We start from the raw sequence: 22764 nt of genomic DNA on the forward strand, positions 1-22764 counted from the left end.
TTCAGGCGGCCTTCCGACCGGCCCTCCGGGCGCTTCGTTCTTTCGTGTTTCCAGCTTATCAGATGTTTTCCGCTCCGTTTTCCGGAGTTTCATTCGATCCGAATTTCGATTCCCGCTGGAGTGGGAATTCCTTCGACTTCGCTGCAGACCTTATCAAAGGTTTTGCGTTGCTCTGCTTCAGGGGTTTGCCGCCCGATTCGGTTCCGCGCCCTCTCGGGCACGTTCCTTGTCGCTGCGACTCCGTAGACTCTACGCCGGGCCGGACTGTATGTCCAATCGCCCAACCGTTCAAACCTACTGACCCAAAGAGATCAAGTCAATGGTCCCTCGGGGTGATCACCAGGCTACCAGGTTTGAAACGGCCCCTGTGACCAGGCACGCCGTGGTCAGCCGGCCATCGGCTGGTGGTCGGTGCGGTCGGCGGCCTCGACGTCGCCGAGCTCGCCGCGGGCGGCGGCGCGCTTGCCGAGGACGAGCGCGTAGACGAGGAAGAGCGCCTCCACGGCGAAGCCGATGCCGACCCGGAGCCAGGTGGGGAGGGCGGATCCGGTGACGAAGCCCTCGATGATGCCGGTGACCAGGAGGATGGCGGCGAGGCCGATGACGGAGCCGATGACGGCGCGGCCTTCCTCGGCGAGGGCGACGGTGCGGGTACGGGGGCCGGGGTCGATGACGGTCCAGCCGAGGCGGAGGCTGAGGCCGGCGGCGACGAAGATGGCGGTGAGTTCGAGCAGGCCGTGCGGGATGAGCAGGCCGAGGAAGAGCGGGAGGCGGCCGGCGGAGGCCATCAGTCCGATGCCGGCGCCGAGGCTGATCATGTTGCTGATCAGGATGAAGATGACCGGTATGCCCAGCAGGACCGCGCAGATGAGGCAGTAGGCGGCGACCCACGCGTTGTTGGTCCACACCTTGGCGGCGAAGTTCGCCGACGGGTGGTCGGTGTAATAGGCCTCGTACTCGCCGCCGGGCTTGGTGAGCTCCTTCAGCTCGGCCGGCGGGACCAGGGCGTCGCGGACTTCCGGGTGGGTGCCGATCCACCAGGCGACCAGGGCGCTGAGCAGGAAGAAGACCAGTCCGATGGTCAGCCACCAGCGGCGGGACCGGTACAGCGCGGCGGGGAAGCTGGTGGTGAAGTAACGGGCGGCGTCGCGCCAGGAGGAGCTGCGGGCGCCGGCCACGGCGTTGCGGCCGCGGACCACCAGTTCGGTGAGGCGTCCCTCCAGGCCGGCCTGCGGGGCGGCGGCCTGGACCTGGGCGAGGTGGCTGGTTGCGCGCTGGTAGAGCTTGATCAGCTCGTCGGACTCCTCGCCGGTGAGCCGGCTGCGGCTGCTGAGGACCTCCAGCCGGTGCCATTCCGCCTGGTGGGCGGCGACGAAGACGTCCAGGTCCATTGCGGCTCTCTCCGGGTGCGCGGCGGGGCAGGACGGCTGGCACTGGTTGGTGTGCGGCCGGGGCGTTGCGGGCTCAGCATGCCAGAGGTGGCGCGCGGTGTGTCGGGGGATATCGGATGCGGTGCCCGGGGTTACCGGCCGAGGGTGCTCGGCCGTATGTTTGCCGCTGTTGATCGAGGGGGCGGGTCGCGCGACGTGGGTCGTCCGGCGCTCCCGGGAGCGGAACAGGGTGGGTGGCGTGAGCGAGCTGGTGACCGGTGAGGCGGTCGTCCTGGGGCTGCGGGCGGCAAGGTTGCCGTCCCGGGCTCTGGCCCGGTTGCTGGACGCGATCGTGTACATGGTCGCGTACTTCTTCTTCTCCTTCGCGGTGTTCTTCAGCCTGTCCGCGGTCGAGGGGGCGGCGGGCGAGGCGATCGCCGTCACGGTGATGGTGTTCTTCACGGTGATGCTGCCGGTGCTGGTGGAGACGCTGTCGCAGGGCCGGTCGCTGGGGAAGACGGCGCTGGGCCTGCGGGTGATCCGGACGGACGGTGGACCGATCCGGTTCCGGCACGCCCTGGTACGCGGGCTGGTGGGGGTCATCGACTTCGGCCTGCTGGGGATGCCGGCCGTGGTGGTGTCGCTGTTCTCGGAGCAGGGGCGCCGGCTGGGCGACATCTTCGCGGGGACGCTGGTGATCCGGGAGCGGCTGCCGGAGAGCGCCCGCAACCACCGCGCGGTGCCGCCGGTGCCGCCGCACGTGATGCACATGCTGGGGGCCGACCTGGTGGCGCTGGACCTGTCCGGCGTGCCCGACGGCCTGTGGCTGGCGATACGTCAGCTGCTCGGCCGGATGCACGAGTTGGACGCGCCGGTGGCGACCGGGCTGGCGGACCGACTGGCCGCCGATCTGGCCGGCCGGACCGGCTGGCCGGTGCCGCAGGGCCTGCCGTCGATGGTGTACCTGGGCGCGGTGACGATGGAGCGCCAGCGCCGCGAGTGGGAGCGGGCGGCCTCGCAGCGGGGAGTGCCGATGTACGGAGCGCCCATGTACGGAGCTCCGGTGTACGGAGCGCCGGCGCCGACGTACATGCCGGTGCCGGCCCAGGCGGGTCCGGCACCGGCCGCCCCGCAGCAGCCGAACGGGAAGCCGGTGCGCGTGCTCGGCGCACCGCAGGAGGCCCAGCCGGCGCAGGCGGCCCAGGCACCGCAGCCGCAGACCCAGACCGCTCCGGCCCCTCCGACTGCTCCCCCCGCTCCGGTCGTCCAGCCCGCTCCGGTCACGCAGCCGGACCCGGTCGCGCAGCCCGTGCCGTTGGCGAAGCCCGTGGTGCCGCCGCAGCCGTCGGCGGGCGGGGGGTTCGCCGTTCCCGAGTGAGTCGGCCGGCCTAGGCGGGCGAGCGGCGGCGGGGGTTGGGCGGGCTGTCGAGTTCTTCGAGTTCGATGCCGGGGGCGGCGAGCAGCACGTCCCCGGTGAGGTGGAGGTCGCGGAGTTCGCCGGTGTCGAGGTCGGTGACGCGGTAGTGCTCGACGGGGAGCGGGCCGGTGTCGGTGGGGTGGTCCTCGACGGTGATGAGCTGCCAGCTCTGGTCGAGGGTGCGGGGGGCTAGGGCCTGGCCGGTGAAGGAGACCAGGCGGATCCGGGCGCTGCTGCCGGGGTCGAGGTCGAGCAGCCGGGCGGTGGCGATCAGGAACGCGGGCGAGTCGCCGGTGAAGGCGTGGGCCCGGTCCGTTCCCTCGGTGGCGTCGGAGGTCGCGCCGGCGGTGGTGGCGGGGTCGACGGCCGCCCGGACCCAGTGCACGCCGTCGAGTGCGCCGCCGCGGACCTGCCAGCCGCCGCTGCGGAGTTCGACCCGGATCGGGCGGTGCCGGGCGTCGAGGGTGAGGTCGGTGGTACCGAGGACGGTGCCGTCGGGGCGGTAGCTCTTGGCGACGTAGCGCCAGCCGGCCGGGCCTGGGGCGCACTGGAAGCGTTCCTCGCCGAGCGGGGTTCCGTCGTGCGGGTCGTGGAGGGTGTAGCGGCCGTTCGGCATGGGGGAAGCCTACGTAATCCGCCGTGCGGACCTTGCGGGGGCGGGCGATGGCACGCGCGGGAGGCCCCGGGCGGGCGCGCCGAAAAACGCTTCGGTTCGAGGGTCGTTCCGGCACTACTATCTGGCGGTCTGTGAGGATCGCGGCCGGGCTGGGGGGGTTCCAGCGGTACCGGAGTCCGCGGGCGTCGGGGGCGTTTCGGTGTTCGAGAGAACGCCGTCAGGCGGGGAGGTCGGAGACATGTCCGAGGATCAGGTGCCGGCCGAGAAGCAGGGCGTCCCGCCAGGGGGTGCTGCGCCGGGCGTCCAACTGTCGGCGGAGCCGGAGTCACCGCTGTTGACGTGGGGCGCGCGGCGGTTGGCGGTGATCGCGGTGGTCGGACTGGCGGGGCTGGTGGCCTCGGCGCTGGGTCTGCGGGGAGGCTCGCACGGCATTCCGCTCCACGTCTCGCCGAGTCTGCCCTGGTCGACGGCGCAGGCGGGGCAGCTGCCGGCCGGCCCGTTGAAGACGGTGGCGCCGGTGGACGGCCGGACGGTGCTGACCGCTCCGGCGCGGTTCGGCTGGCTGCCCGACACGGTGCGGTCCGTGGAGTACCGGTCGAGCCCGGAAGGGGTCACGGTGCGGGCGCAAACCGACTCGGGGACCGACTCCGCGATGTTCCAGCTGACGGTGTTCCCGGCCGGGGCGACGCCGGAGCAGCCGACGTTCCCGTCGGGCAGGCCGGCGGTGCGGCGGGACGCTCCGCAGGTGAACGGGCAGGCGGCCTACTGGGTGTCCTCGGACGGCACCGGTCGGCAGGCGGCCGTCGACACTCTGCGTTTCCGGACTGCGGACGGCCGTTGGGCGGAGGTGACGGCGACCGGGTTGAAGGACACGGACCGGCAGCAGTTGCCGCTCCTGGTGGCGGCGGGCGTGGTCCCGGATGCGTACCGGGTGCCGTTGCCGGTGTCGATGTCGTCGCTGCCCCCGGGGACGGAGTTGGGTGAGGCGCGCATCCTCCGGCCGGCCTCCGGCGGGTCGGGGTCCGGGCAGTGGTCGGCCACGCTGTTCTTCCGGAACAAGAGCTACGGGTCGGCGATGATCGAGGTGGGGCCGGGCGAGTACGCGTCGGCCGGTTCGGCGCCGCGGAGTTCGAACGACGGGCTTGCCACGGTGACCACGTCGCAGAAGTGCGCGTCCGGCAACGGCCTGCACTGGTGTGTCCGGCTGTACCAGGTGTCGATCGGCAGCCAGTCCGCCGGCAGCGCCGCCGCGGATCCGGCGGACTGGCTGCCGCTGGTGGTGCCGCTCGGGCGGGACGAGAGCGGCTGGACCACGGACGTGTTGCCGCAGTCCTGAACGCAACGGCGCCCGGCATCCCCGCGACCAGCGGATGCCGGGCGCCGTTCGCGTGTCCGGGCCGCCCCGGAATGGCCCGCCCCGGAATCTGCCGTGCAACCTTTCCGGGGGCGGGCCGCATCAGGGGGTCGGCGGCGCGCTCGCGCCGCAGGTCCACGGGGAGGAGGGGCGCCGGAGATGGCGGAGCTGACGCGGGACGAGGAGTTCACCGCGTTCGTGGCCTCCAGGGCGGTCTGGTTGCGGAGGGTCGCGTACCTGCTGTGCGCGGACTGGCACCGTGCGGACGACCTGGTGCAGGAGTCGATCACCAGGCTGTACCTGCACTGGGGCCGGGCGAGCCGGGCGGAGAACCCGGACGGGTATGCCCGGACGGTGCTGGTGAACGTGTTCCTGGCGGAGCAGCGCACCGCGTGGTGGCGGCGGACCAGGCCGGCCGCGCGTCCTCCGGAGGGGGCGGTGCAGGAGGCGGATCTGGCGGTGTCGCTGGATCTGCGGGAGGCGTTGGCGGCGCTGCCGCCGCGGCAGCGGGCGACCGTGGTGCTGCGCTACTACTGCGATCTGACGGTGGAGCAGACGGCGGCCGCGATGGGGTGTTCCAACGGCAATGTGAAGAGCCAGAGTTCGCGGGCGCTGGAGACGCTGCGGCGGTCGACGGCACTGCGCCGGCAGGGGAGGTCGGGGGCGTGAGCGGGGATCGTGAACTGTCGCTTCGGCTGGACGAGTTGGTGGCGTCCGCGGAGCTTTCGGCACCGGTGACGGCGGTGGATCCGGCGGCGGCGGTGCGGCGCGGCCGGAAGGTGCGGGGGCGCCGGCGGGCGGTGCTGGCGGCCGGGGTGGCCGCGGTGCTGCTGGGGTCGGCGGCGGTGGGGGTGTTCCACGGCGGCGGCGGTCGGCCCGTTCCGGCGGGGCCGGTGGAGTCGGTGAAGCCGACGCCGGCCGGCCGGAACCCGTTCGTCCTGCAGGTCCGGTTCGGGTGGCTGCCGGACCAGGTGATCACGGTCGAGGACCGGTGGACCACGGCCGGTGCGGACCAGCTCGCGACTGCCAAGAACGGGGGCCAGTTGCAGCTGTGGGCGTTCGGGGCGGGCGTGGATCCGTGGAGCAAGCGGCCGCAGCTGCCGGCCGGGCAGGGCGAGGCGCGGGAGGCCGCGCCGAAGGTCAACGGCCAGGAGGCGTACTGGGTTTCGGTCCCGGGCATGGGCGACCGGACGGAGCTGGTGTTCCGGGGCTCGGACGGGGGCTGGCTGGACCTGGTGAACATGGGGGCGTCGGACGTGGACCGGCAGGTCCTGCTGCACGTCGCGGCGGGGGTGCGGGCGGGCCGGTACGAGGTGCCGCTGCCGGTCTCGCTGGAGGCGACGGCGTCGCCGTCGGACGTGGAGCAGGTGTCGTTCACCCGGTCGGTGCGCGGCGCGGACATCTGGTCGCTGTCGGTGTCGGTGTCGGTGCGGACGCATGCCGATGCGACGGTGGTGATCCGCGCCGGTTCGGACCACCCGCCCACGGACTCGGCCCCGACCCGGGTGTGCGCGTCCGACCGGACCATGTGGTGGTGCGCCGAGCAGGACGGCCGGAGCCCGGGCGGGGAGCTGACGAAGGCCGACGTCCTGGCCTGGTGGGAGCAGGTGACGGCACACGGCCAGGACGACCGCACCTGGCATTCGCTGTTCATGCCGCCGCGCTGAGAGTGCACCGAACGCGCCGGTGCCCGGCGCCCCCCGAAGCGACGGGGAGTGCCGGGCACCGGCGTGGACGGCCTGTCAGTAGCGGTACTGCTCGGCCTTGTACGGGCCCTCGACCGGGACGCCGATGTAGTCGGCCTGCTCCTGGGTGAGGGTGGTGAGCTTGACGCCGAGGGCGTCGAGGTGGAGGCGGGCCACCTTCTCGTCCAGGTGCTTCGGCAGGACGTACACGCCGACCGGGTACTGCTCGGTCTTGGCGTACAGCTCGATCTGCGCGATGGTCTGGTTCGCGAAGGAGTTGGACATCACGAACGACGGGTGGCCGGTCGCGTTGCCGAGGTTCAGCAGGCGGCCCTCGGAGAGGACGATGATGGTGCGGCCGTCCTCCTTGCGCCACTCGTGGACCTGCGGCTTGATCTCGGTCTTGACCACGCCGGGGAGCTTGGCGAGGCCGGCCATGTCGATCTCGTTGTCGAAGTGGCCGATGTTGCCGACGATGGCCTGGTGCTTCATCCGGGCCATGTGCGAGGCCATGATGATGTCCTTGTTGCCGGTCGTGGTGACGAAGATGTCGGCGATCTCGACGACGTCGTCGAGCGTGGCGACCTGGTAGCCGTCCATCGCGGCCTGCAGCGCGCAGATCGGGTCGATCTCGGTGACGATGACGCGCGCGCCCTGGCCGCGCAGCGACTCGGCGCAGCCCTTGCCGACGTCGCCGTAGCCGCAGACGACGGCGACCTTGCCGCCGATCAGCACGTCGGTGGCGCGGTTGATGCCGTCGATCAGCGAGTGGCGGCAGCCGTACTTGTTGTCGAACTTCGACTTGGTGACCGAGTCGTTGACGTTGATGGCCGGGAACAGCAGCTTGCCGTCGCGGTGCATCTCGTACAGGCGGTGGACGCCGGTGGTGGTCTCCTCGGTGACGCCCTTGATGGTGGCGGCGACCTCGGTCCACTTCTGCGGGGTCTCGACCAGGGTGCGGTTGAGCAGCTCCAGGATGATCCGGAACTCGTCGTTGTCCGCGGTGTCGGGCGACGGCGCGGCGCCGGCCTTCTCGAACTCGACGCCCTTGTGGATCAGCAGGGTGGCGTCACCGCCGTCGTCCAGGATCATGTTCGGGGTCTGGCCGTTCGGCCAGGTCAGCGCCTGCTCGGTGCACCACCAGTACTCCTCCAGGGTCTCGCCCTTCCAGGCGAAGACCGGGACGCCCTGCGGGTCCTCGGGGGTGCCGTTCGGGCCGACCGCGATGGCGGCGGCCGCGTGGTCCTGGGTGGAGAAGATGTTGCAGGAGCACCAGCGGACCTCGGCGCCCAGGGCGGTGAGGGTCTCGATCAGCACGGCGGTCTGCACGGTCATGTGCAGCGAGCCGGTGATGCGGGCGCCGGCCAGCGGCTGCGAGGCGGCGTACTCGGCGCGGATCGACATCAGGCCGGGCATCTCGTGCTCGGCGAGCTGGATCTCCTTGCGACCGAACGGAGCCAGGGAGAGGTCGGCGACCTTGTAGTCGCCGGCGGGCTGGGTGGACATGCGAACTCCTCGCTGCATGGGCCTGGTTACGGGTGTGCTGAGCGGCAGAGGGGCGCGGTGGCGATCCTCTGCTGCGGCACAATCCGTCGGAGGACCTCTCTCCCTCGACCGGAGCGGGGCTCCGATCGACCGCCATCAGCAGCGACGTTTGGCACTGCCGACGAATCTACACCGATCGGGTGGGCGTCAGTGGGCGTTCGGGCCCGGACCGCCCGGAGTGGCCTCGGCGTCCGGCCCGGCCAACGCCTTCTCCGCGGACCAGATGTCGGGCTCCAGGTAGATGGCACGGGCGATCGGCACGGCCTTGCGGACCCGCGCCTCGGCCCGGTCGATCGCCTCGGCGACCACGGCGGCGCTGTCCTCCGCGTTGACGCCGATCTTCGCGGCGACCAGCAGTTCCTCCGGTCCGACGTGCAGGGTGCGCATGTGGATCACGCCGGTGACGGTGTCGTGGTCGACCAGCGCCTCGCGGATCTCCGCCACCACCTCGGCGTCGGCGGACTCGCCGATCAGCAGCGACTTGGTCTCCAGCGCCAGCACCAGCGCGATGACCACCAGCAGCAGGCCGATGCACAGGGTGCCGACGCCGTCCCACACCGCGTCACCGGTGGCGACGGTCAGGCCGACGCCGAGCAGCGCCAGCACCAGGCCGATCAGCGCGCCGCTGTCCTCCAGCAGCACCACGGGCAGCTCGGGGGCCTTGGCGCGGCGGATGTACGCGGCCCAGCCGTGCCCGCCCTTGGCCTTGGACGCCTCACGGAACGCGGTCAGGAACGACCAGCCCTCCAACAGGATGGCGAACACCAGCACGCCGACCGGCCAGTACCAGTTCTCCAGCTCGTGCGGGTGGCTGATCTTCTGGTAGCCCTCGTAGAGGGCGAACATCCCGCCGAGGCTGAACAGCACGATGGAGACCAGGAACCCGTACACGTACCGCTCGCGGCCGTACCCGAAGGGGTGTTCCTCGTCGGCGGCGCGCTTGGAGCGCTTGCCCCCGACCAGCAGCAGCACCTGGTTGCCGGAGTCGGCCAGCGAGTGCACGCCCTCGGCGAGCATCGAGGACGAGCCGGAGAACGCGAACGCCACGAACTTGCCGAGCGCGATGCCGACGTTCGCGGACAGTGCCGCGACCAGGGCTTTGGTGCCGCCTTCGGTACTCAACCCGGTACTTCCCTCCGCACGGGCCCGGACTTTGCCGGACCTTGGTTGACGAAGGGACGATACCGTGTCAGTTCCTGGTCGCCAGGCCCAAGTAGACGGCGGCGAAGTCGGTCAGCCCGATCAGTTCGGCGAGCGCCTGCAACGGGTCCTCCAGGCTGGAGGCGTGTTCGGTGATCCGCACCTCGTGGGCGGCGGCCAGGCGGCGGGCCCGGGCCACCGGCCAGGCCGCCTCCTCCAGTTCGGCGACGCCCGGGGTGTGGCGGAGCATCAGCACCTGAAGCTGGAGCGGCACCGGCTCGTCGACCCGGTCGCGGAAGAAGTCGTCGGGGTCGGCCCCGGCGCCGAGGCGGCCGTTGAACATGCCGCGGTGCGCGGTCAGCGCCTGCGGGAGCCGGGCGGTCAGCGCGGGCAGTCCGGCCCGGTCGGCGAGGGCGGCGGCGAACCGCTCCCCCACCGCCGCGGCCGCGGCCCCGTCGGACCACAGCAGCGGGACGGTCTCGGCGAGTTGGCCGGCCAGCGTCTTGGCCGGGTTGTCGTACGCCTGGGCGTCGGGCCGGCAGCGCACCGCGACCTCGTCCAGCCGGTCGGCGGCGGCCTCCAGCGAGCCGGGGGCCAGCGGGACCACGCCGATCCGGTCGGCCAGCGTGAGCAGCGGGGCGAGCACCGCCCACAGCGCGGCCGGGTCCTCGGCGGGCAGGTCGGGTTCGGCGTCGGCGCCGTCGGGTTCCACCGCGCTCGGCTCGAACGGCAGCGGCAGGCCGCGGACCTGGAGGGCCGCCTCGGCCAGCTCCGAGCCGTCGGGGGCGATCACCGCGATCGCGCAGCCGCGGGTGTACGCCTGCTCGGCCAGGTTGATCATCCCGCCTTCCCGGCCGCCGGCGCTGGCCAGCACCACCAGGTCCAGCGGACCGGCCCAGCCGGGCAGCTGCCAGGACTCGCCGTCGGTGAAGGCGGGCCCGGCGGGGCGGGCGTCGGACGGCGGCAGCGGCCACACCTGGCAGCTGGGCGCCGCCAGCGCGGCGAGCACCGCGGCCGCGGTCAGCACCCCGCCGTGCCCGGCGACCAGCACCGCGCGCGGGCGGCCGTCCGGGTTCAGCGCGTTGACGCCGGCCGCGTCGGCGCGGCGCAGCGCGACCCGGATCCGGGCGCCCGCCCCGGCCAGGGCCAGCAGTTCACGTCGGCGGTCGGCGCGCTGAAGGGCGGCCGGGTCGTCCAGCAGGGAGTCGTCGAACATGGCGGCTGGCCTCCAGCGACTGGCGGGGCAGGGTCAGGACGGGCGGCGGGCCTCGTCCACCAGCAGGACCGGAATGCCGTCGCGCACCGGGTACACCAGGCCGCAGCCCTCGCCGGTGCAGCGCAGCTCGTGGATGTCGTCCTGGATCTCCTCGGCGAGCGGCGCACGGCACTCCGGGCAGGCCAGGATCTCCAGCAGGAAGGACGGCAGGCTCATGGTGGTCGGACTCCGGATCTGTGGGCTGTCGCAGTGGGACGGCCGGTGACACAGCAGTACCCCGGCCGGTGGCAACCCTACCGGCCGGGGCACCCGAAAAGTCAGCGGCTGGCTGACCCGGTGGTCAGGCCCGCACGATGGCCAGCACGCCGTCGCGCAGCTCCGCCATCTTCGCCGGGTCCTTGGCCTCGGCGTTCAGGCGCAGCAGCGGCTCGGTGTTGGAGGCGCGCAGGTTGAACCACCAGTCCGGGCCGGCCACGGTGAGACCGTCCAGCTCGTCGACGGTGACGCCCTCCAGGCCGGCGTAGGCGGCGCGGACCTGCTCGGTGGCGGCGGCCTGGTCGGCGACGGTGGAGTTGATCTCGCCGGAGGCGGCGTACCGGTTGTACTGCGCGGTCAGCGCGGACAGCGGCTGCGGCTGCCCGCCGAGCGCGGCCAGCACGTGCAGCGCGGCCAGCATGCCGGTGTCGGCGCGCCAGAAGTCGCGGAAGTAGTAGTGCGCGGAGTGCTCGCCGCCGAACACCGCGTCGGTGACGGCCATCTCCTGCTTGATGAAGGAGTGGCCGACCCGGGTGCGGACCGGGAGGCCGCCGAGGTCGCGGACCACCTCGGGGACGGTCCAGGAGGTGATCAGGTTGTGGATGACGGTCGGCTGCGCCTCGCCGGCGGCCTGCGCGCGGGCGATCTCGCGCTCGGCGACCAGGGCGGTGATCGCGGACGGGGAGACCGGGTCGCCGTTCTCGTCGATGACGAAGCAGCGGTCGGCGTCGCCGTCGAAGGCCAGGCCGAGGTCGGCGCCGACCTCGCGGACCTTGGCCTGCAGATCGACCAGGTTGGCCGGGTCCAGCGGGTTGGCCTCGTGGTTGGGGAAGGTGCCGTCCAGTTCGAAGTACATCGGGACGACGTCCAGCGGCAGGCCCGCGAACACGGTCGGCACGGTGTGGCCGCCCATGCCGTTGCCCGCGTCGACGGCGACCTTCAGCGGGCGGATCTCCGTCAGGTCGACCAGCTTGCGCAGGTGCGCCGCGTAGCCGTCCAGGGTCTCCTTGGCGGACAGCGTGCCGGTGGTGGCCTCGAAGGCGGGGACGTGGACCGTGCCGTCCTCGTCGAGCCAGGACTCGACCAGCTCGCGGATGTCCGACAGGCCGGTGTCCTGGCCGACCGGGGCGGCGCCGGCCCGGCACAGCTTGATGCCGTTGTACTGGGCGGGGTTGTGCGAGGCGGTGAACATCGCGCCGGGCAGGTCCAGGCTGCCGCTGGCGAAGTACAGCTGGTCGGTCGAGCACAGGCCGATCTCGACCACGTCGGCGCCGCGGGAGGCCGCGCCCTCGGCGAACGCGCGGGACAGCGAGGGCGAGGACGGACGCATGTCGTGGCCGACGACGATCGCGGTGCCGCCGATCACCTCGACGAAGGCCGCACCGAAGGCGTACGCCAGCGACTCGTCCCACTGGTCCGGCACGACGCCCCGGACGTCGTACGCCTTCACAAGCTGCTTGAGGTCCCGCACCAGAATGCTCCCGTGTGTGTGCTGCGATGTGCTGCGCGCCTGCCGGACGCGCCGTTCGGGCCGCAGAGGGGCAGCGTACCCGGCCCGGGGAACGCCGAGGTGTCAGCTGTCCGGGGAGCGCAGCACCCGGAGGTGGCCGCGGCGGCCCGACTCGCCGTCCGGCGGAGTGCCCTGACGGGACGTCCGTTCCTGCGGGCGGGCGGCTTCGCGCACCGCGTTGGCCAGCGCCTCCAGGTCGTCGCTGCTGCGCCGCAGCGGGCCGGCCTCGGCGGCGAGCCGGACCACCTCCCAGCCGCGCGGGGCGGTGAGCCGCTCGGCGTGCTCGGCGCACAGGTCGTAGCAGTGCGGTTCGGCGTACGTCGCGAGCGGGCCGAGCACCGCGGTGGAGTCCGCGTAGACGTACGTCAGCGTCGCCACGGCCGGACGGCCGCACGCGGTCCGCGAACAACGACGTACAGAGCTCACGAGGGTGGACGGTACCGCAAGTGGGACCGGGCCGCGAAGACCCGCCCCCGGCTCGCGTGTCCCGGAGCCGTCACGCGCCGTGCTCGGGTGGTCCACTTCCGGGCATCCAGGGACTACGCTCGACACTGCTATGGAGAGCTCGACACCCCCGTCACCGCCCGGTCCCGGCCGCCGCAGGCACCGCGACCGGCACGGCCGCGGCCTGCGCGGGCCGCTGGCCCCGCCGCAGGTGCCCATTTCGCTGACCAGGTCCGAGCTCTTCGACGACTACGTCCGGGAGTCGATGGAGCGGCTGGTGCGGCGCTGGCCGCAGCTGGAGGACGTGGAGTTCGCCGTCCTGGAGGTCCCGCTGCCCGTCAAGGGTGAGCCGGAGCCGGACGGGGTGCCGCTCGGCCGGGTGATTCCCGGCGCGAAGGGGCGGCGCAGCCGGATCCTGGTCTACCGGCGGCCGGTGGAGATTCGCGCCAAGTCGAAGGAGGACCGGGCCGCGCTGGTCCACGAGATCCTGATCGAGCAGGTCGCGGAGCTGCTGGGGCTGTCGCCGGACGCGATCGACCCGCGGTACGGCGAGGAGTAGGACGCACCGGCCGGGGCTCCGTGCGGGCCCCGGCCGGTGCGTCTCGCGCTACTTGAGCACCACGCCGGGGTCGCCGGCGACCTGCGGCACCTGGACGGTGGCGTGGTCGTCGCGCAGCTGCACGACGGTGAAGGTCGGGGTGTCCCGGACGGCGGCGAACAGTTGACGGGCCGCCAGCACCGGCCCGCCGCCGAGGGTCTCCACGGTGATCGCGTAGGTGCCGTTCACGCCGGCCGGGTCGATGCCGTCCACGGCGACGGTGGTGCCCGCCGGAACGGCCACCTCCTTGCTCGCGGGGGTGCCGCCGCTCGCGCCGGCCGAGGAGGTGACCCGGACCTTCGCGTCCGTGTCGGGGGCGGTCAGCAGCAGGGCGGTCTGTCCGGCGCGGTTGTCGGCGATCGAGGCGCGGGCGCCGACGGGGGCGCCGCCGGCCAGCCAGGCGGCCTCGGTCTTGCCCTTGTTCTCCCGGTCGACCCGCAGCCCGGCGACCACGGGCGTGGCGTGCGCGGGGTCGGACGGGGTGAGCCGGATCGCGCTGGCGCCCTCCCGGGTCTCCGGCGCGAACTGGAAGTCCAGGGTGGCGGTCATGCCGGCCTTGACGTGGATGCTCTCCTTGCCGGCGGGCGTGAACCAGCCGTTCTTGCCGGACAGTTGGACCTTCAGGTCGGCGTCGTCCGCGGAGTCGGTGGCCACCACCAGGTGGGCGGTCGCGGTGTCCGCGGGGATGCCGGGGATGGTGACGGAGGCGGCCGGGTCGACGGACGGCTCCAGCCAGTCGGCGCCCTTGGCGCCGTCGCGGGCGTGCAGGCCCACCCCGACCCGGCCGCTGCGGGCCACCACGTGGACGGCGAGGTCCGCGACCTGCCCCTTGGTGACTCCGCTGAGCAGGACCTGCTGCGCGGTGCCGGGGGCGACCGCGAGGCCGGTGGCCAGGTCGCTGTCGATCAGGCCCTTGTCGCCGTACATCCGCAGGTCGACCACGGCGGGCAGGCTGTCGGCGTTGACCAGGGTGACGTAGTCGTACCGGTCGGTGGACGAGCTCGCGCCGGCGAACCAGAAGCTGGTGCCGGAGGGCGCGCAGCGGGCGCCGGACAGCGCCGGGGAGCCCTGCTCGGAGGCGGTGGTCTGGGTGGCGGTGAAGCCGGGGGCGAGGTTGCCGGTGGCGATGGCGAAGGTGCCGGGGGCGGTGTCGTTGTTGGCCGCCGGCCCGCCGACCGGGACGCCGGCCTTGGGGAGCGTCACGCGGGCGTCGAACAGCGGCCCGGTGGTCTTGGTGGCGCCGGCCGACGGTGCGTCGGACGGCTGGCCCGACGGTGCGTCGGAGGGCTGGGCGGAGGCGCCCGCGGCGGGCTGGACCGGGCTCTGCGCGGCCAGCACGTTGTCGGGCGTGACGTCGCCGAGCACGCCGGTCCCGGCGCTGCCGGTGCCGCCCTCGGGAGTGAACAGGGTCAGGCCGGTCGAGCCGACCGCGCCCTGCAGCGGCGGCGGGCAGACCAGCGCGGTGCGCTCCACCTGGGTCTCGGTGCGCTTGCCGGCCTGGCCCACCGTCGGGGAGACGGGCGCGCGCAGCTCGGCGACGCCGAACACCAGGCCGAGCACAGCGGCCCCGGCCAGCAGCGACTGGCCGGTGCGGCTGCCGCCCTTGACCGCGCTCAGGTCGGGCGCCTTCAACTTCGGGGCCTTCAGCTTGGGGGCTTTCAGGGTGGGCTTCTTCATCGCGGGTCAGCTCCCCGTCCCGGGCTGCTGCGGGTGGTGGCCGCCGCCGTAGGGGTCGTTGGGGTCGTAGTAGGTGTTGGGCTGCTGCTGTTCGGGCAGCCAGGCCTGCTGCTGCCCGTCCGGCTGCCCGCCCTGCTGCTGCGGGTAGCCGGCGGCGTACGGGTCGTTCCAGCCCTGGGCGGGCGGGGTGTCGTAGCCGTAGCCGGGCTGCTGCTGCCCGTACTGGTCGTACGTCTCGGGCTGGTAGGGCGCGCCGACCGGCTGCTGCTGGGTGTAGTCGTAGCCGTAGCCGTCGGACTGATAGCCCTGCTGCTGGTACGGGTCGGCCTGGTAGGGGTCGGCCTGGTACGGGTCGGCGAACGGCGCGGGCTCGGCCTGGTAGGCCGGGGCGGGCTCGGGTTCGCCGGCCTGCTGGGCCGGGACGCCGGAGGTGTAGATGCCGGGTTCGGCCTGCGGGTCCTCGCCGTCGCCGCCCTCGCCGCGTTCGGCGAGCCGGCGGGCCCGGCGGCTGCCGGGCGCGGGGGCCTGCGCCTGCGCGGCGGCGGCCAGCGCCTGGGCGGCGACCACCTCCTCCGGCAGGTCGTCGTCGTTGTGGTTGCGGCGGCCGGGCAGCGCGAGCACCAGCACGACGATGCCGAGCGCGAGCTGGGCCCAGGCCCAGGCGGTGTGCACGAGGCCGCCGGTGCGGGTGACGTCGAGCCGGCCGCCCTCGGCGGGCAGCTCGAAGCCCTGCGCCCAGCCGTCCAGCGTGACGGACTTGAGCGGCTTGCCGTTCAGGGTGGCCTGCCAGGCGGGGTCGGCCTGTTCGGCGAGCCGCAGCTGGCGACCGGCCGGGCCGGCCGGGACGGTGGTCCAGATGTCGTGGGTGCCGGCCGGGACGATCACCGGGACGGCGCCGGGGCTGACGATCTGCGCCCGGCTGCCGGGGACGGCGGTGACCTGCCAGAGGCCGACGCCGTGGTCGAGGCTGAGCCGGACCACGCCCGGGGTGGTGTCGAGGACGTCCTGGACCTTGCCGATCACCGGGTCCTTGACCTGGATGTAGCTGACGCCGTACCCGGCCAGCGTGCGGGCGAGGTCGCCGCCGGAGCCGGCCAGCAGCTTGGCGGTGACCTGGCCGAGGTGCTGGTCGGCGGCGGCGTCCACGGTGCCCTCGGCCTGACCGGTGGTCAGGCCGGCGCCGCGGACCAGCGCGTAGCGGATGGCGGCGCCGTCGGCGTCGCCGGTGACCATCAGGGTGCGGGAGCGGTCGGTGGTGTCGCCGATCTCCGCGACGAACGCCGGGACCTGCGGGGCGGCGGCCCGCTGGAGCGGGCCGTCGGCGCCGGTGATCGCCCACCAGGCGGCGGTGCCGACCGGGGCGAGCACGGCGAAGGCCAGCACCAGCGCGGCGACCGGCTGGCGCCAGCCGAACGCGATGCCGGAGACCCGGGCGTTGGCGCCGTCGGCGCCGATCGCGGCGGCGGCCAGCAGCGCGACACCGGCCAGCAGGGTGGCCGGGCCGGCCCAGGCCGCGGTGTCGGCCCCGCCCGAGGCGGGGGTGACGGCGGTGCCGGCCACCACGACCGAGAACACCAGTCCGGCGGCGGCCGCGCCCCAGGCGGCGAGCACCGCGCGGCGGCGGTCGGCGCGCAGCAGCGCGGCGAGCGCGGACAGCACCACGCCGGCCGACAGCCACACCGGGGGGACGCCGGCGCCGCCGGGGTTGACCAGCACCAGGCCGAGCGGGTCGGCGGCGGGGCCGCTGAAACCGGGGACGCCGGCCTCCAGCAGCAGCCGGGACGGGTGCGAGAGGACCTGGAGCGACCAGGGGGCGAGCACCAGCACGGGCACGCCGAGGATCACCGCGACCCGCAGGCCGAGCAGCCGCAGCGCCTGCACGCCGGAGCCGAACGCGCCGCCGCGGAGCGCCGCGTGGACCAGCGCGGCCAGGCAGAGCGGTACCGCTATGGCCCAGACGAGCGGGACGAAGGCGGTGCTGACGGTGAGCATCAGCACCGTCATCCAGGCGGAGCGCCAGCCGGGGCGGGCGCCCTTGGCGGCGGTCTCCTTGCGGATGCCGAGGCCGGCGGTGATCGCGGCGGCGCGGGCCAGCGGCGGCAGCAGCACGGCGAGCACCGCGGTGCCGATCCGGCCCTGGGCGAGCGCGCCGGTGGCGGCGGGCAGCAGGGCGTAGGTGGCGCTGGCCCAGGCGCGGACCAGCTTGGAGGCGATCAGCGGCCGGGAGACCAGGTAGGCGCTGACCGCGGCGAGCGGCACGGACAGCACCACGATCAGGGTGAGCGCCAGGTCGGCGTGGCCGAACAGCGCCCAGGAGAGGACGGCCAGCACGCCGAGGTAGGGCGGGGCGGTGGCGGTGGAGCCGGTCCCGACGGGGTGCCAGGGGTCGGCGAACATGTTCCACAGGCCGGCCGCGCCGTCACCGGCGGGCAGCAGCGCGCCGCCCTGCAGGTAGCCGGAGCCGATCAGGTTGCGGCAGGCGACGAGCGCGAACAGCAGCAGCGCCGCGAACAGCACGGGTGCGGGTCGGCGCACCAACTTCTTGAGCAGCGCGAACTGTTCGACCACCAGGTCGTCGCTGTCGTCCTCGCCGGGCCCGGACTCGACGGAGCCGTGCCGGCCGGCGCCGGCGTCGTCGGCGCCGCCGATGCCGAGCGAGCCGACCGCGTTCTCGACCGCGAGCCGGACGGTGGCGCCCGGGGCGGGGAACAGCGTCCGGTCGTCCAGCGAGTCGACCGAGCGGGTCTTGCGGCGCTGCGCCCGGGCGGCCATCAGCCGTGGCAGGCGCAGCAGTTCGTGGCCGAGGCCGGCGATCTCGTCGTAGGCCTGCCGGGGGTCCTTGCCGACCAGGTTGGCGACCACCCGCAGAAGGGTGCCGAGGATCAGCCTGAGCAGGACGTACGGGAACAGCGCGCCCTTGGAGTTGGCGAGCAGGGTGTAGACGGCGCCGGACTTGTCGACGCGGTGCGGGTGGGCGGAGCCGCAGTCGATGGCGCGGCGTTCGCGGCTGGCGGCCTCGGCGTGCCGGAGCACCGCGTCGGGGGCGACCACGACCCGGTGGCCGGCCGCGTTGACCCGCCAGCAGAAGTCGGTGTCGTCGCGCATCAGCGGCAACGCCTTGTCGAATCCGCCGAGTTCCTCGAACACGTCGCGGCGGACCAGCATGCCGGCGGTGGAGACCGCGAGCACCGGGCGGACCTGGTCGTGCTGGCCCTGGTCCTGCTCGCGGCGGTCGAGTCCGGTCCAACGGCGGCCGGAGCGGGCGATGGTGACGCCGACTTCGAGCAGCTGCCTGCGGTCGTACCAGGAGCGGAGTTTGGGGCCGACCACGGCGGCGGTCGGGGTGGAGTCGGCGACCTGGAGCAGGCGGCGCAGGGCGTCGGTCTGCGGTTCGCAGTCGTCGTGCAGCAGCCAGAGCCATTCGACCGGCTGCGTCTCGCGCGGCCCGCCGCGGCCGAGGTCGTCCTCGGCGCCGAGCGGGTCGCCGAAGTCGTCCCAGCCGCCGGTGACCGGGTCGTAGCCGGACGGGTCGAGGCTGTAGGAGAGGTCTTCGGGGCGCAGCGGCGGGCTGTTGAAGACGGCTTCGCCGACGGCGCGGCCGAAGCCGACCCGGCGGCCGAGGATCTGCGGGCCGCTGTCGGGGAGCCATTCGCCGAGGGTGTCGGCAAGCAGCTGCGGGGAGTTGTCGGTGGAGCCGGTGTCGACGGCGAGGATGCGCTGGACCTGCCGGTCCTGGCCGAGCAGCCCGGCGAGTGCCTGGGGGAGCCAGCGGGCGCCGTCGTGCGAGACGATCACCGCGGTGACCAGATGGCGCGGGTAGGCGGGTGGCCGGGCAGCGGAGAAGCCGCTCTGGTGGCTGTAGACGGTCATCGGGTGCGCGGACCACCGGTTCGGGTTTGACGGCAGATGACGCACCACACTAACGGCTCCGGATGGTCCGGTTGTCCCGGGTGGTGTGAAGAGACCGTGCAGCGGGTATCGGCGCTGCCGGCCCGGGTGTTGTGGCGGCCCGGATGTCGTGGGACATGCGAAAGCGCCCCACCTGGTGGTGAGGCGCCGGCACGGGTGGGATCTGCGGGGGAGGTCAGACCGCGCTCTTCTTCAGTCGGCGGCGTTCGCGCTCGGAGAGGCCGCCCCAGATGCCGAACCGCTCGTCGTTGGCGAGGGCGTACTCCAGGCATTCGGCGCGGACCTCGCACGCCAGGCAGACCTTCTTGGCCTCCCGCGTGGATCCGCCCTTCTCGGGGAAGAACGACTCCGGGTCGGTCTGGGCGCACAACGCGCGCTCCTGCCAGCCGAGTTCCTCTTCGTCTTCCTCGATGCCCTCACCGATCAACAGCTCAAAGAGCTCGCTCATTCTGGCGCGCCTCCTCTGCCCCTCTTGGCGTCCCCGTGGTGTTGCCGTTGCCGGTGCGGCGGAACGACACGAGAGAAATTACAGTTGCGTCACTCTGGCCCAGTCAAGCCGAGCTCTGGTATTGGGCCAAGGATTCACTCCCCGGAACCAAGCCACTACGAATAGTGTACATATCCGGACAACCCGGACATCCCACCTGGTTCCTGACCTGTCGTCAGCCCGCCCGACCGCGCCCGGCCGTGTCGGTCCGGGGCCATCTCACGCGGTCCCTTTCCCATGATCTTCCCATCCAAACCTGAATGGGTGTTTATCACCCCATCCGGTGGTTCCAGGACGATGTGACCTGAATGTCCGACCTGGCTCCTTGACACTGGAGGGTCGGGTGCGGTCTGCTTGGTCGCATGTCAGAGTTCCCGGCCCCGTTCGCCGACCGCCGCCAGGCGCTCCTCGGTGCTGCCGCGAACTCCGCGTGTTGTTGCCGCTGTCTCCGCTGTATCTAGGCGCACGCGTCCCACCGCGCGCCGCCCCCGGAACAGAGGCCGACCGCGCGACAGTCCCCCCTGAACGCTCTCGCGGATCCGGCTGATCCCTGCCCGCAGCCGAACCCGAGGACGTCAACACCGTGCGAATGCCCCGCCTCCGCAAGCGCAACCGCGACCGCAAGCTCCCGCTCCTCCCGCCGTCCGCCGCCCCGCGCTGGACGGACGGCCTGAGCGACGTGTCCATCGCGGGCGACCCGACGGCCTTCCCGCACCTGGCCCGCACCGACCTGCCCGCGCACCCCACCACCGTCGCCGGCTACGCCCGGCTGGTGCGGGAGATCGCCGCCGACCGCGCCCGCTGGGAGCCGCTGGTCCGCTACGACGCGCTGACCCGCTGGTACTCCCGGCTGGAGACCGGCCCCGGCTACGAGGTGTGGCTGCTCAGCTGGCTGCCCGGCCAGTCCAGCGGCTTCCACGACCACGGCCGCTCCGCCGGCGTGATGACGGTCCTTCAGGGCGAGCTCACCGAACGCGCGTTGACGACCGACGGCGAGGGCTCGCGCGCACTGGCCCCCGGCGGGGTGCGGGTGTTCGCCACCGGCCACCTGCACGAGATGGTCAACGCCGCGCTGGAGCCCGCCGTCTCCGTCCACCTGTACACCCCCGGCCTGGTGGAAATGAACCAGTACCCGGCCGCGACCCGGCGGGACCGTCACCGAGTGCACTGACGCGCTGGCAGGATGAAGCCATGCGAATCACTGCACTGGCGGGTGGGATCGGCGGGGCCAGGTTCCTGCGTGGACTGCGGGCGGCCGTGACGCCGGCGGACGAGATCACCGTGATCGGGAACACCGGCGACGACATCCACCTGTACGGACTGAAGGTCTGCCCGGACCTGGACACCGTGATGTACACCCTCGGCGACGGCATCAACGAGGAGCAGGGCTGGGGCCGCCGGGACGAGACCTGGTCCATCAAGGAGGAGATGAAGGCCTACGGCGTCGGCCCCGACTGGTTCGGGCTCGGCGACCGGGACTTCGCCACCCACCTGGTCCGCACCCAGATGATCGACGCCGGCTACCCGCTGTCCGCCGTCACCGAGGCGCTGTGCACCCGCTGGAAGCCGGGCGTACGGCTGCTGCCGATGAGCGACGACCGGGTGGAGACGCACGTCCGGATCACCGACGCGGACGGCACCCGGGTGGTGCACTTCCAGGAGTACTGGGTGCGGCTGCACGCCGCCGTGGACGCCGAGGCGATCGTTCCGGTCGGCGCGGACACCGCGAAGCCCGCGCCCGGCGTGCTGGAGGCCATCGCCGAGGCCGACCTGGTGCTGCTGCCGCCGTCGAACCCGGTGGTGTCGATCGGCACCGTCCTCGCCGTCCCCGGCATCCGCGAGGCCGTGGCGGGTGCGAGCGCCCCCGTCGTGGGCCTGTCCCCCATCGTCGGCGGCGCGCCCGTGCGCGGCATGGCCGACAAGGTGCTGGCCGCGGTCGGCGTCGAGACCTCCGCCGCCGCCGTCGCCAAGCACTACGGTGCGCGGCGCGACGGCGGGCTGCTGGACGGCTGGCTGGTGCACACCTCGGACGCCGCGGCCGTCGCCGAGGTGGAGGCCGCCGGGATCGCCTGCCGGGCCGTGCCGCTGCTGATGACCGACGTCGACACCACCGCCGAGATGGCCCGCGCCGCCCTGGCGTTGGCCGCGGAGGTCACCAAGTGACCACCGAAGGACTGCAGCTGCTGCCCGTCACCGGGCTGCCGGAGATCCTCCCGGGCGACGACCTCGCCGAACTGATCGCCAAGGCCGGCGAGTTCGAGGACGGCGACATCCTGGTGGTCACCTCCAAGGTGGTCTCCAAGGCCGAGGGGCGGCTGCTGCACGCGGACGACCGCGAGGCCGCGATAGACGCCGAGACCGTCCGGGTGGTCGCCCGGCGCGGCCCGGTCCGGATCGTCGAGAACCGCAACGGCCTGGTGATGGCCGCCGCGGGCGTCGACGCGTCCAACACCGCCCCCGGCACCATCCTGCTGCTGCCCCTCGACCCGGACGATTCGGCGCGCCGACTGCGCGCCCGGCTCCAGCAGTCGACCGGCCGGCGGCTCGCCGTGGTCGTCACCGACACCTTCGGGCGGCCCTGGCGGGCCGGCCTCACCGACGTCGCCATCGGCGCCGCCGGACTCCCCGCGGTGGAGGACCACCGCGGCCGGACCGACAGCCACGGCAACGAGCTGCACCTGACGGTCACCGCCACCGTCGACGAACTCGCCGCCGCCGCCGACCTGGTGAAGGGCAAGGCCACCGGCACGCCCGTCGCGATCGTGCGCGGCCTGCCGCACCTCGTCACCGCGGAGGACGGGGACGGCATCCGGCCGCTCATCCGCCCCGCCCGGGACGACATGTTCCGGCTCGGCACCTCGGAAGCCGTCCGGGAGGCCGTCACCATGCGGCGGACCGTCCGCAGCTTCACCAACGAACCCGTCGACGGCGGCGCGATCCGCCGCGCGGTGGCCGCCGCCGTCACCGCGCCCGCCCCGCACCACACCACTCCGTGGCGGTTCGTCCTGCTCGAAACCCCGGAGAGCCGGACCCGGCTGCTGGACGCCATGCTCGGCGCCTGGCAGCGCGACCTGCGGGAACTCGACGGCTGGTCCGAGGAGCGCATCGCGCGGCGGACGGCCCGGGGCGAAGTGCTGCGCGACGCGCCGTACTTGGTGATCCCCTGCCTGGTGATGGACGGCTCGCACGACTACCCGGACGCGAGGCGCGCCGGCGCGGAGCGGGAGATGTTCACCGTCGCGATCGGGGCCGCCGTCCAGAACCTGCTGGTCACCCTCACCGGCGAGGGGTACGGCTCCGCCTGGGTGTCGTCGACCATGTTCTGCCGGGACACCGTCCGCGACGCCCTCGACCTCCCCGCGGACTGGGACCCGATGGGCGCGATCGCCGTGGGGCGGCCTGCGGAGGCGCCGAAGTCGCGTCAACCACGGCCTGCGGATGACTTTTTGACGACACGGTAAGCCTCAGGACAGGAACCCGAAACGGCGGAACGCCAAGCGCCCCGTTGATCGCTCGCAGACTCGGCCCCGCCGTTCCCCGG

At 73.3% G+C, this 22764-nt stretch carries 19 protein-coding genes; 8 read left to right on the forward strand and 11 right to left on the reverse strand.

Annotation, left to right across the window (positions count from 1 at the left end; translation table 11 throughout):
• Positions 1-386 precede the first annotated feature (386 nt).
• Entirely contained in the window at positions 387-1391 is a 1005-nt protein-coding gene (locus ACIQF6_RS35575) for a stage II sporulation protein M (RefSeq protein WP_400902954.1), read from the reverse strand.
• A gap of 238 nt (positions 1392-1629) precedes the next feature.
• Here ACIQF6_RS35575 and ACIQF6_RS35580 point away from each other — a divergent pair, with 238 nt between their 5' ends.
• Positions 1630-2748 carry an RDD family protein gene (locus tag ACIQF6_RS35580; RefSeq protein WP_400902957.1) on the forward strand — a complete coding sequence of 373 codons (1119 nt, stop codon included), beginning with the start codon at positions 1630-1632 and terminating at the stop codon, positions 2746-2748.
• Positions 2749-2758: 10 nt separating this feature from the next.
• Here the strand turns inward: ACIQF6_RS35580 and ACIQF6_RS35585 are convergent, their stop codons facing one another.
• The gene (locus ACIQF6_RS35585) at positions 2759-3403 is read right to left on the reverse strand and encodes a hypothetical protein (protein ID WP_400902960.1); all 645 of its coding nucleotides are present in this window, start codon (positions 3401-3403) and stop codon (positions 2759-2761) included.
• Positions 3404-3641: 238 nt separating this feature from the next.
• Here ACIQF6_RS35585 and ACIQF6_RS35590 point away from each other — a divergent pair, with 238 nt between their 5' ends.
• The 3 genes from ACIQF6_RS35590 to ACIQF6_RS35600 all read left to right on the forward strand — a co-directional run bounded on the left by ACIQF6_RS35590 (position 3642) and on the right by ACIQF6_RS35600 (position 6424).
• Positions 3642-4739, forward strand: coding sequence for a hypothetical protein (locus tag ACIQF6_RS35590; protein WP_400902963.1), 1098 nt, complete (start codon positions 3642-3644; stop codon positions 4737-4739).
• A gap of 177 nt (positions 4740-4916) precedes the next feature.
• The gene (locus tag ACIQF6_RS35595; RefSeq protein WP_400902966.1) at positions 4917-5426 is read left to right on the forward strand and encodes a SigE family RNA polymerase sigma factor; all 510 of its coding nucleotides are present in this window, start codon (positions 4917-4919) and stop codon (positions 5424-5426) included.
• Positions 5423-6424, forward strand: a complete 1002-nt coding sequence (locus tag ACIQF6_RS35600) for a hypothetical protein (protein ID WP_400902969.1) — start codon at positions 5423-5425, stop codon at positions 6422-6424. The genes ACIQF6_RS35595 and ACIQF6_RS35600 overlap by 4 nt, the downstream gene beginning before the upstream one ends.
• A gap of 75 nt (positions 6425-6499) precedes the next feature.
• On the opposite strand, the gene ahcY is transcribed toward ACIQF6_RS35600, so the two are convergent.
• The 6 genes from ahcY to ACIQF6_RS35630 form a co-directional block, all read right to left on the reverse strand.
• On the reverse strand, positions 6500-7948 hold the full coding sequence (gene ahcY, locus ACIQF6_RS35605; RefSeq protein ID WP_400902971.1) for an adenosylhomocysteinase: 1449 nt from the start codon (positions 7946-7948) through the stop codon (positions 6500-6502).
• A 186-nt stretch (positions 7949-8134) separates the two neighbouring features.
• Positions 8135-9109 (reverse strand): cation diffusion facilitator family transporter, encoded by a 975-nt coding sequence (locus ACIQF6_RS35610; protein ID WP_400902974.1) that lies wholly within the window; start codon positions 9107-9109, stop codon positions 8135-8137.
• A gap of 67 nt (positions 9110-9176) precedes the next feature.
• Positions 9177-10343 (reverse strand): SIS domain-containing protein, encoded by a 1167-nt coding sequence (locus ACIQF6_RS35615; protein WP_400902977.1) that lies wholly within the window; start codon positions 10341-10343, stop codon positions 9177-9179.
• Between the two features lie 33 nt (positions 10344-10376).
• Positions 10377-10559 carry a Trm112 family protein gene (locus tag ACIQF6_RS35620; protein ID WP_400902980.1) on the reverse strand — a complete coding sequence of 61 codons (183 nt, stop codon included), beginning with the start codon at positions 10557-10559 and terminating at the stop codon, positions 10377-10379.
• 124 nt (positions 10560-10683) lie between these two features.
• A complete protein-coding gene (locus tag ACIQF6_RS35625; RefSeq protein WP_400903029.1) occupies positions 10684-12072 on the reverse strand; it encodes a phosphomannomutase/phosphoglucomutase in 1389 nt (462 codons plus the stop codon).
• 99 nt (positions 12073-12171) lie between these two features.
• Complete coding sequence (locus ACIQF6_RS35630; RefSeq protein WP_400902982.1) at positions 12172-12630, reverse strand: DUF3499 domain-containing protein; 459 nt, start codon at positions 12628-12630, stop codon at positions 12172-12174.
• 34 nt (positions 12631-12664) lie between these two features.
• Here ACIQF6_RS35630 and ACIQF6_RS35635 point away from each other — a divergent pair, with 34 nt between their 5' ends.
• The gene (locus tag ACIQF6_RS35635; RefSeq protein ID WP_400902984.1) at positions 12665-13111 is read left to right on the forward strand and encodes a metallopeptidase family protein; all 447 of its coding nucleotides are present in this window, start codon (positions 12665-12667) and stop codon (positions 13109-13111) included.
• Positions 13112-13159: 48 nt separating this feature from the next.
• On the opposite strand, the gene ACIQF6_RS35640 is transcribed toward ACIQF6_RS35635, so the two are convergent.
• From ACIQF6_RS35640 to ACIQF6_RS35650, 3 genes are all read right to left on the reverse strand, one after another.
• Entirely contained in the window at positions 13160-14827 is a 1668-nt protein-coding gene (locus ACIQF6_RS35640; RefSeq protein ID WP_400902987.1) for a DUF5719 family protein, read from the reverse strand.
• Between the two features lie 6 nt (positions 14828-14833).
• Positions 14834-18697, reverse strand: coding sequence for a glycosyltransferase (locus ACIQF6_RS35645; protein WP_400902990.1), 3864 nt, complete (start codon positions 18695-18697; stop codon positions 14834-14836).
• A gap of 214 nt (positions 18698-18911) precedes the next feature.
• Positions 18912-19184, reverse strand: coding sequence for a WhiB family transcriptional regulator (locus tag ACIQF6_RS35650; RefSeq protein WP_014136066.1), 273 nt, complete (start codon positions 19182-19184; stop codon positions 18912-18914).
• A gap of 628 nt (positions 19185-19812) precedes the next feature.
• Here ACIQF6_RS35650 and ACIQF6_RS35655 point away from each other — a divergent pair.
• From ACIQF6_RS35655 to ACIQF6_RS35665, 3 genes are read left to right on the forward strand one after another with little or no spacing between them, the layout of a single operon-like run.
• Positions 19813-20394, forward strand: a complete 582-nt coding sequence (locus tag ACIQF6_RS35655) for a cysteine dioxygenase (RefSeq protein WP_400903032.1) — start codon at positions 19813-19815, stop codon at positions 20392-20394.
• Between the two features lie 20 nt (positions 20395-20414).
• Positions 20415-21386 carry a 2-phospho-L-lactate transferase gene (cofD, locus tag ACIQF6_RS35660; RefSeq protein WP_400902993.1) on the forward strand — a complete coding sequence of 324 codons (972 nt, stop codon included), beginning with the start codon at positions 20415-20417 and terminating at the stop codon, positions 21384-21386.
• Positions 21383-22684: a coenzyme F420-0:L-glutamate ligase gene (locus ACIQF6_RS35665; RefSeq protein ID WP_400902996.1), complete on the forward strand. Its 1302-nt coding sequence runs from the start codon at positions 21383-21385 to the stop codon at positions 22682-22684. Before cofD ends, ACIQF6_RS35665 begins: the two co-directional genes overlap by 4 nt.
• Positions 22685-22764: the final 80 nt, after the last annotated feature.

It is taken from the genome of Kitasatospora sp. NPDC092948 (genome assembly GCF_044754805.1).
Classification (GTDB): domain Bacteria; phylum Actinomycetota; class Actinomycetes; order Streptomycetales; family Streptomycetaceae; genus Kitasatospora.

Bases quoted from the DNA above. Each gene is read 5' to 3' on its own strand.
- cofD (WP_400902993.1), top strand. From the start codon at position 20,415: ATGCGAATCACTGCACTGGCGGGTGGGATCGGCGGGGCCAGGTTCCTG.
- ACIQF6_RS35595 (WP_400902966.1), top strand. From the start codon at position 4,917: ATGGCGGAGCTGACGCGGGACGAGGAGTTCACCGCGTTCGTGGCCTCC.
- ACIQF6_RS35620 (WP_400902980.1), bottom strand. From the start codon at position 10,559: ATGAGCCTGCCGTCCTTCCTGCTGGAGATCCTGGCCTGCCCGGAGTGC.
- ACIQF6_RS35585 (WP_400902960.1), bottom strand. From the start codon at position 3,403: ATGCCGAACGGCCGCTACACCCTCCACGACCCGCACGACGGAACCCCG.
- ACIQF6_RS35650 (WP_014136066.1), bottom strand. From the start codon at position 19,184: ATGAGCGAGCTCTTTGAGCTGTTGATCGGTGAGGGCATCGAGGAAGAC.
- ACIQF6_RS35590 (WP_400902963.1), top strand. From the start codon at position 3,642: ATGTCCGAGGATCAGGTGCCGGCCGAGAAGCAGGGCGTCCCGCCAGGG.
- ACIQF6_RS35615 (WP_400902977.1), bottom strand. From the start codon at position 10,343: ATGTTCGACGACTCCCTGCTGGACGACCCGGCCGCCCTTCAGCGCGCC.
- ACIQF6_RS35575 (WP_400902954.1), bottom strand. From the start codon at position 1,391: ATGGACCTGGACGTCTTCGTCGCCGCCCACCAGGCGGAATGGCACCGG.
- ahcY (WP_400902971.1), bottom strand. From the start codon at position 7,948: ATGTCCACCCAGCCCGCCGGCGACTACAAGGTCGCCGACCTCTCCCTG.
- ACIQF6_RS35645 (WP_400902990.1), bottom strand. From the start codon at position 18,697: ATGACCGTCTACAGCCACCAGAGCGGCTTCTCCGCTGCCCGGCCACCC.
- ACIQF6_RS35635 (WP_400902984.1), top strand. From the start codon at position 12,665: ATGGAGAGCTCGACACCCCCGTCACCGCCCGGTCCCGGCCGCCGCAGG.
- ACIQF6_RS35655 (WP_400903032.1), top strand. From the start codon at position 19,813: ATGCCCCGCCTCCGCAAGCGCAACCGCGACCGCAAGCTCCCGCTCCTC.
- ACIQF6_RS35640 (WP_400902987.1), bottom strand. From the start codon at position 14,827: ATGAAGAAGCCCACCCTGAAAGCCCCCAAGCTGAAGGCCCCGAAGTTG.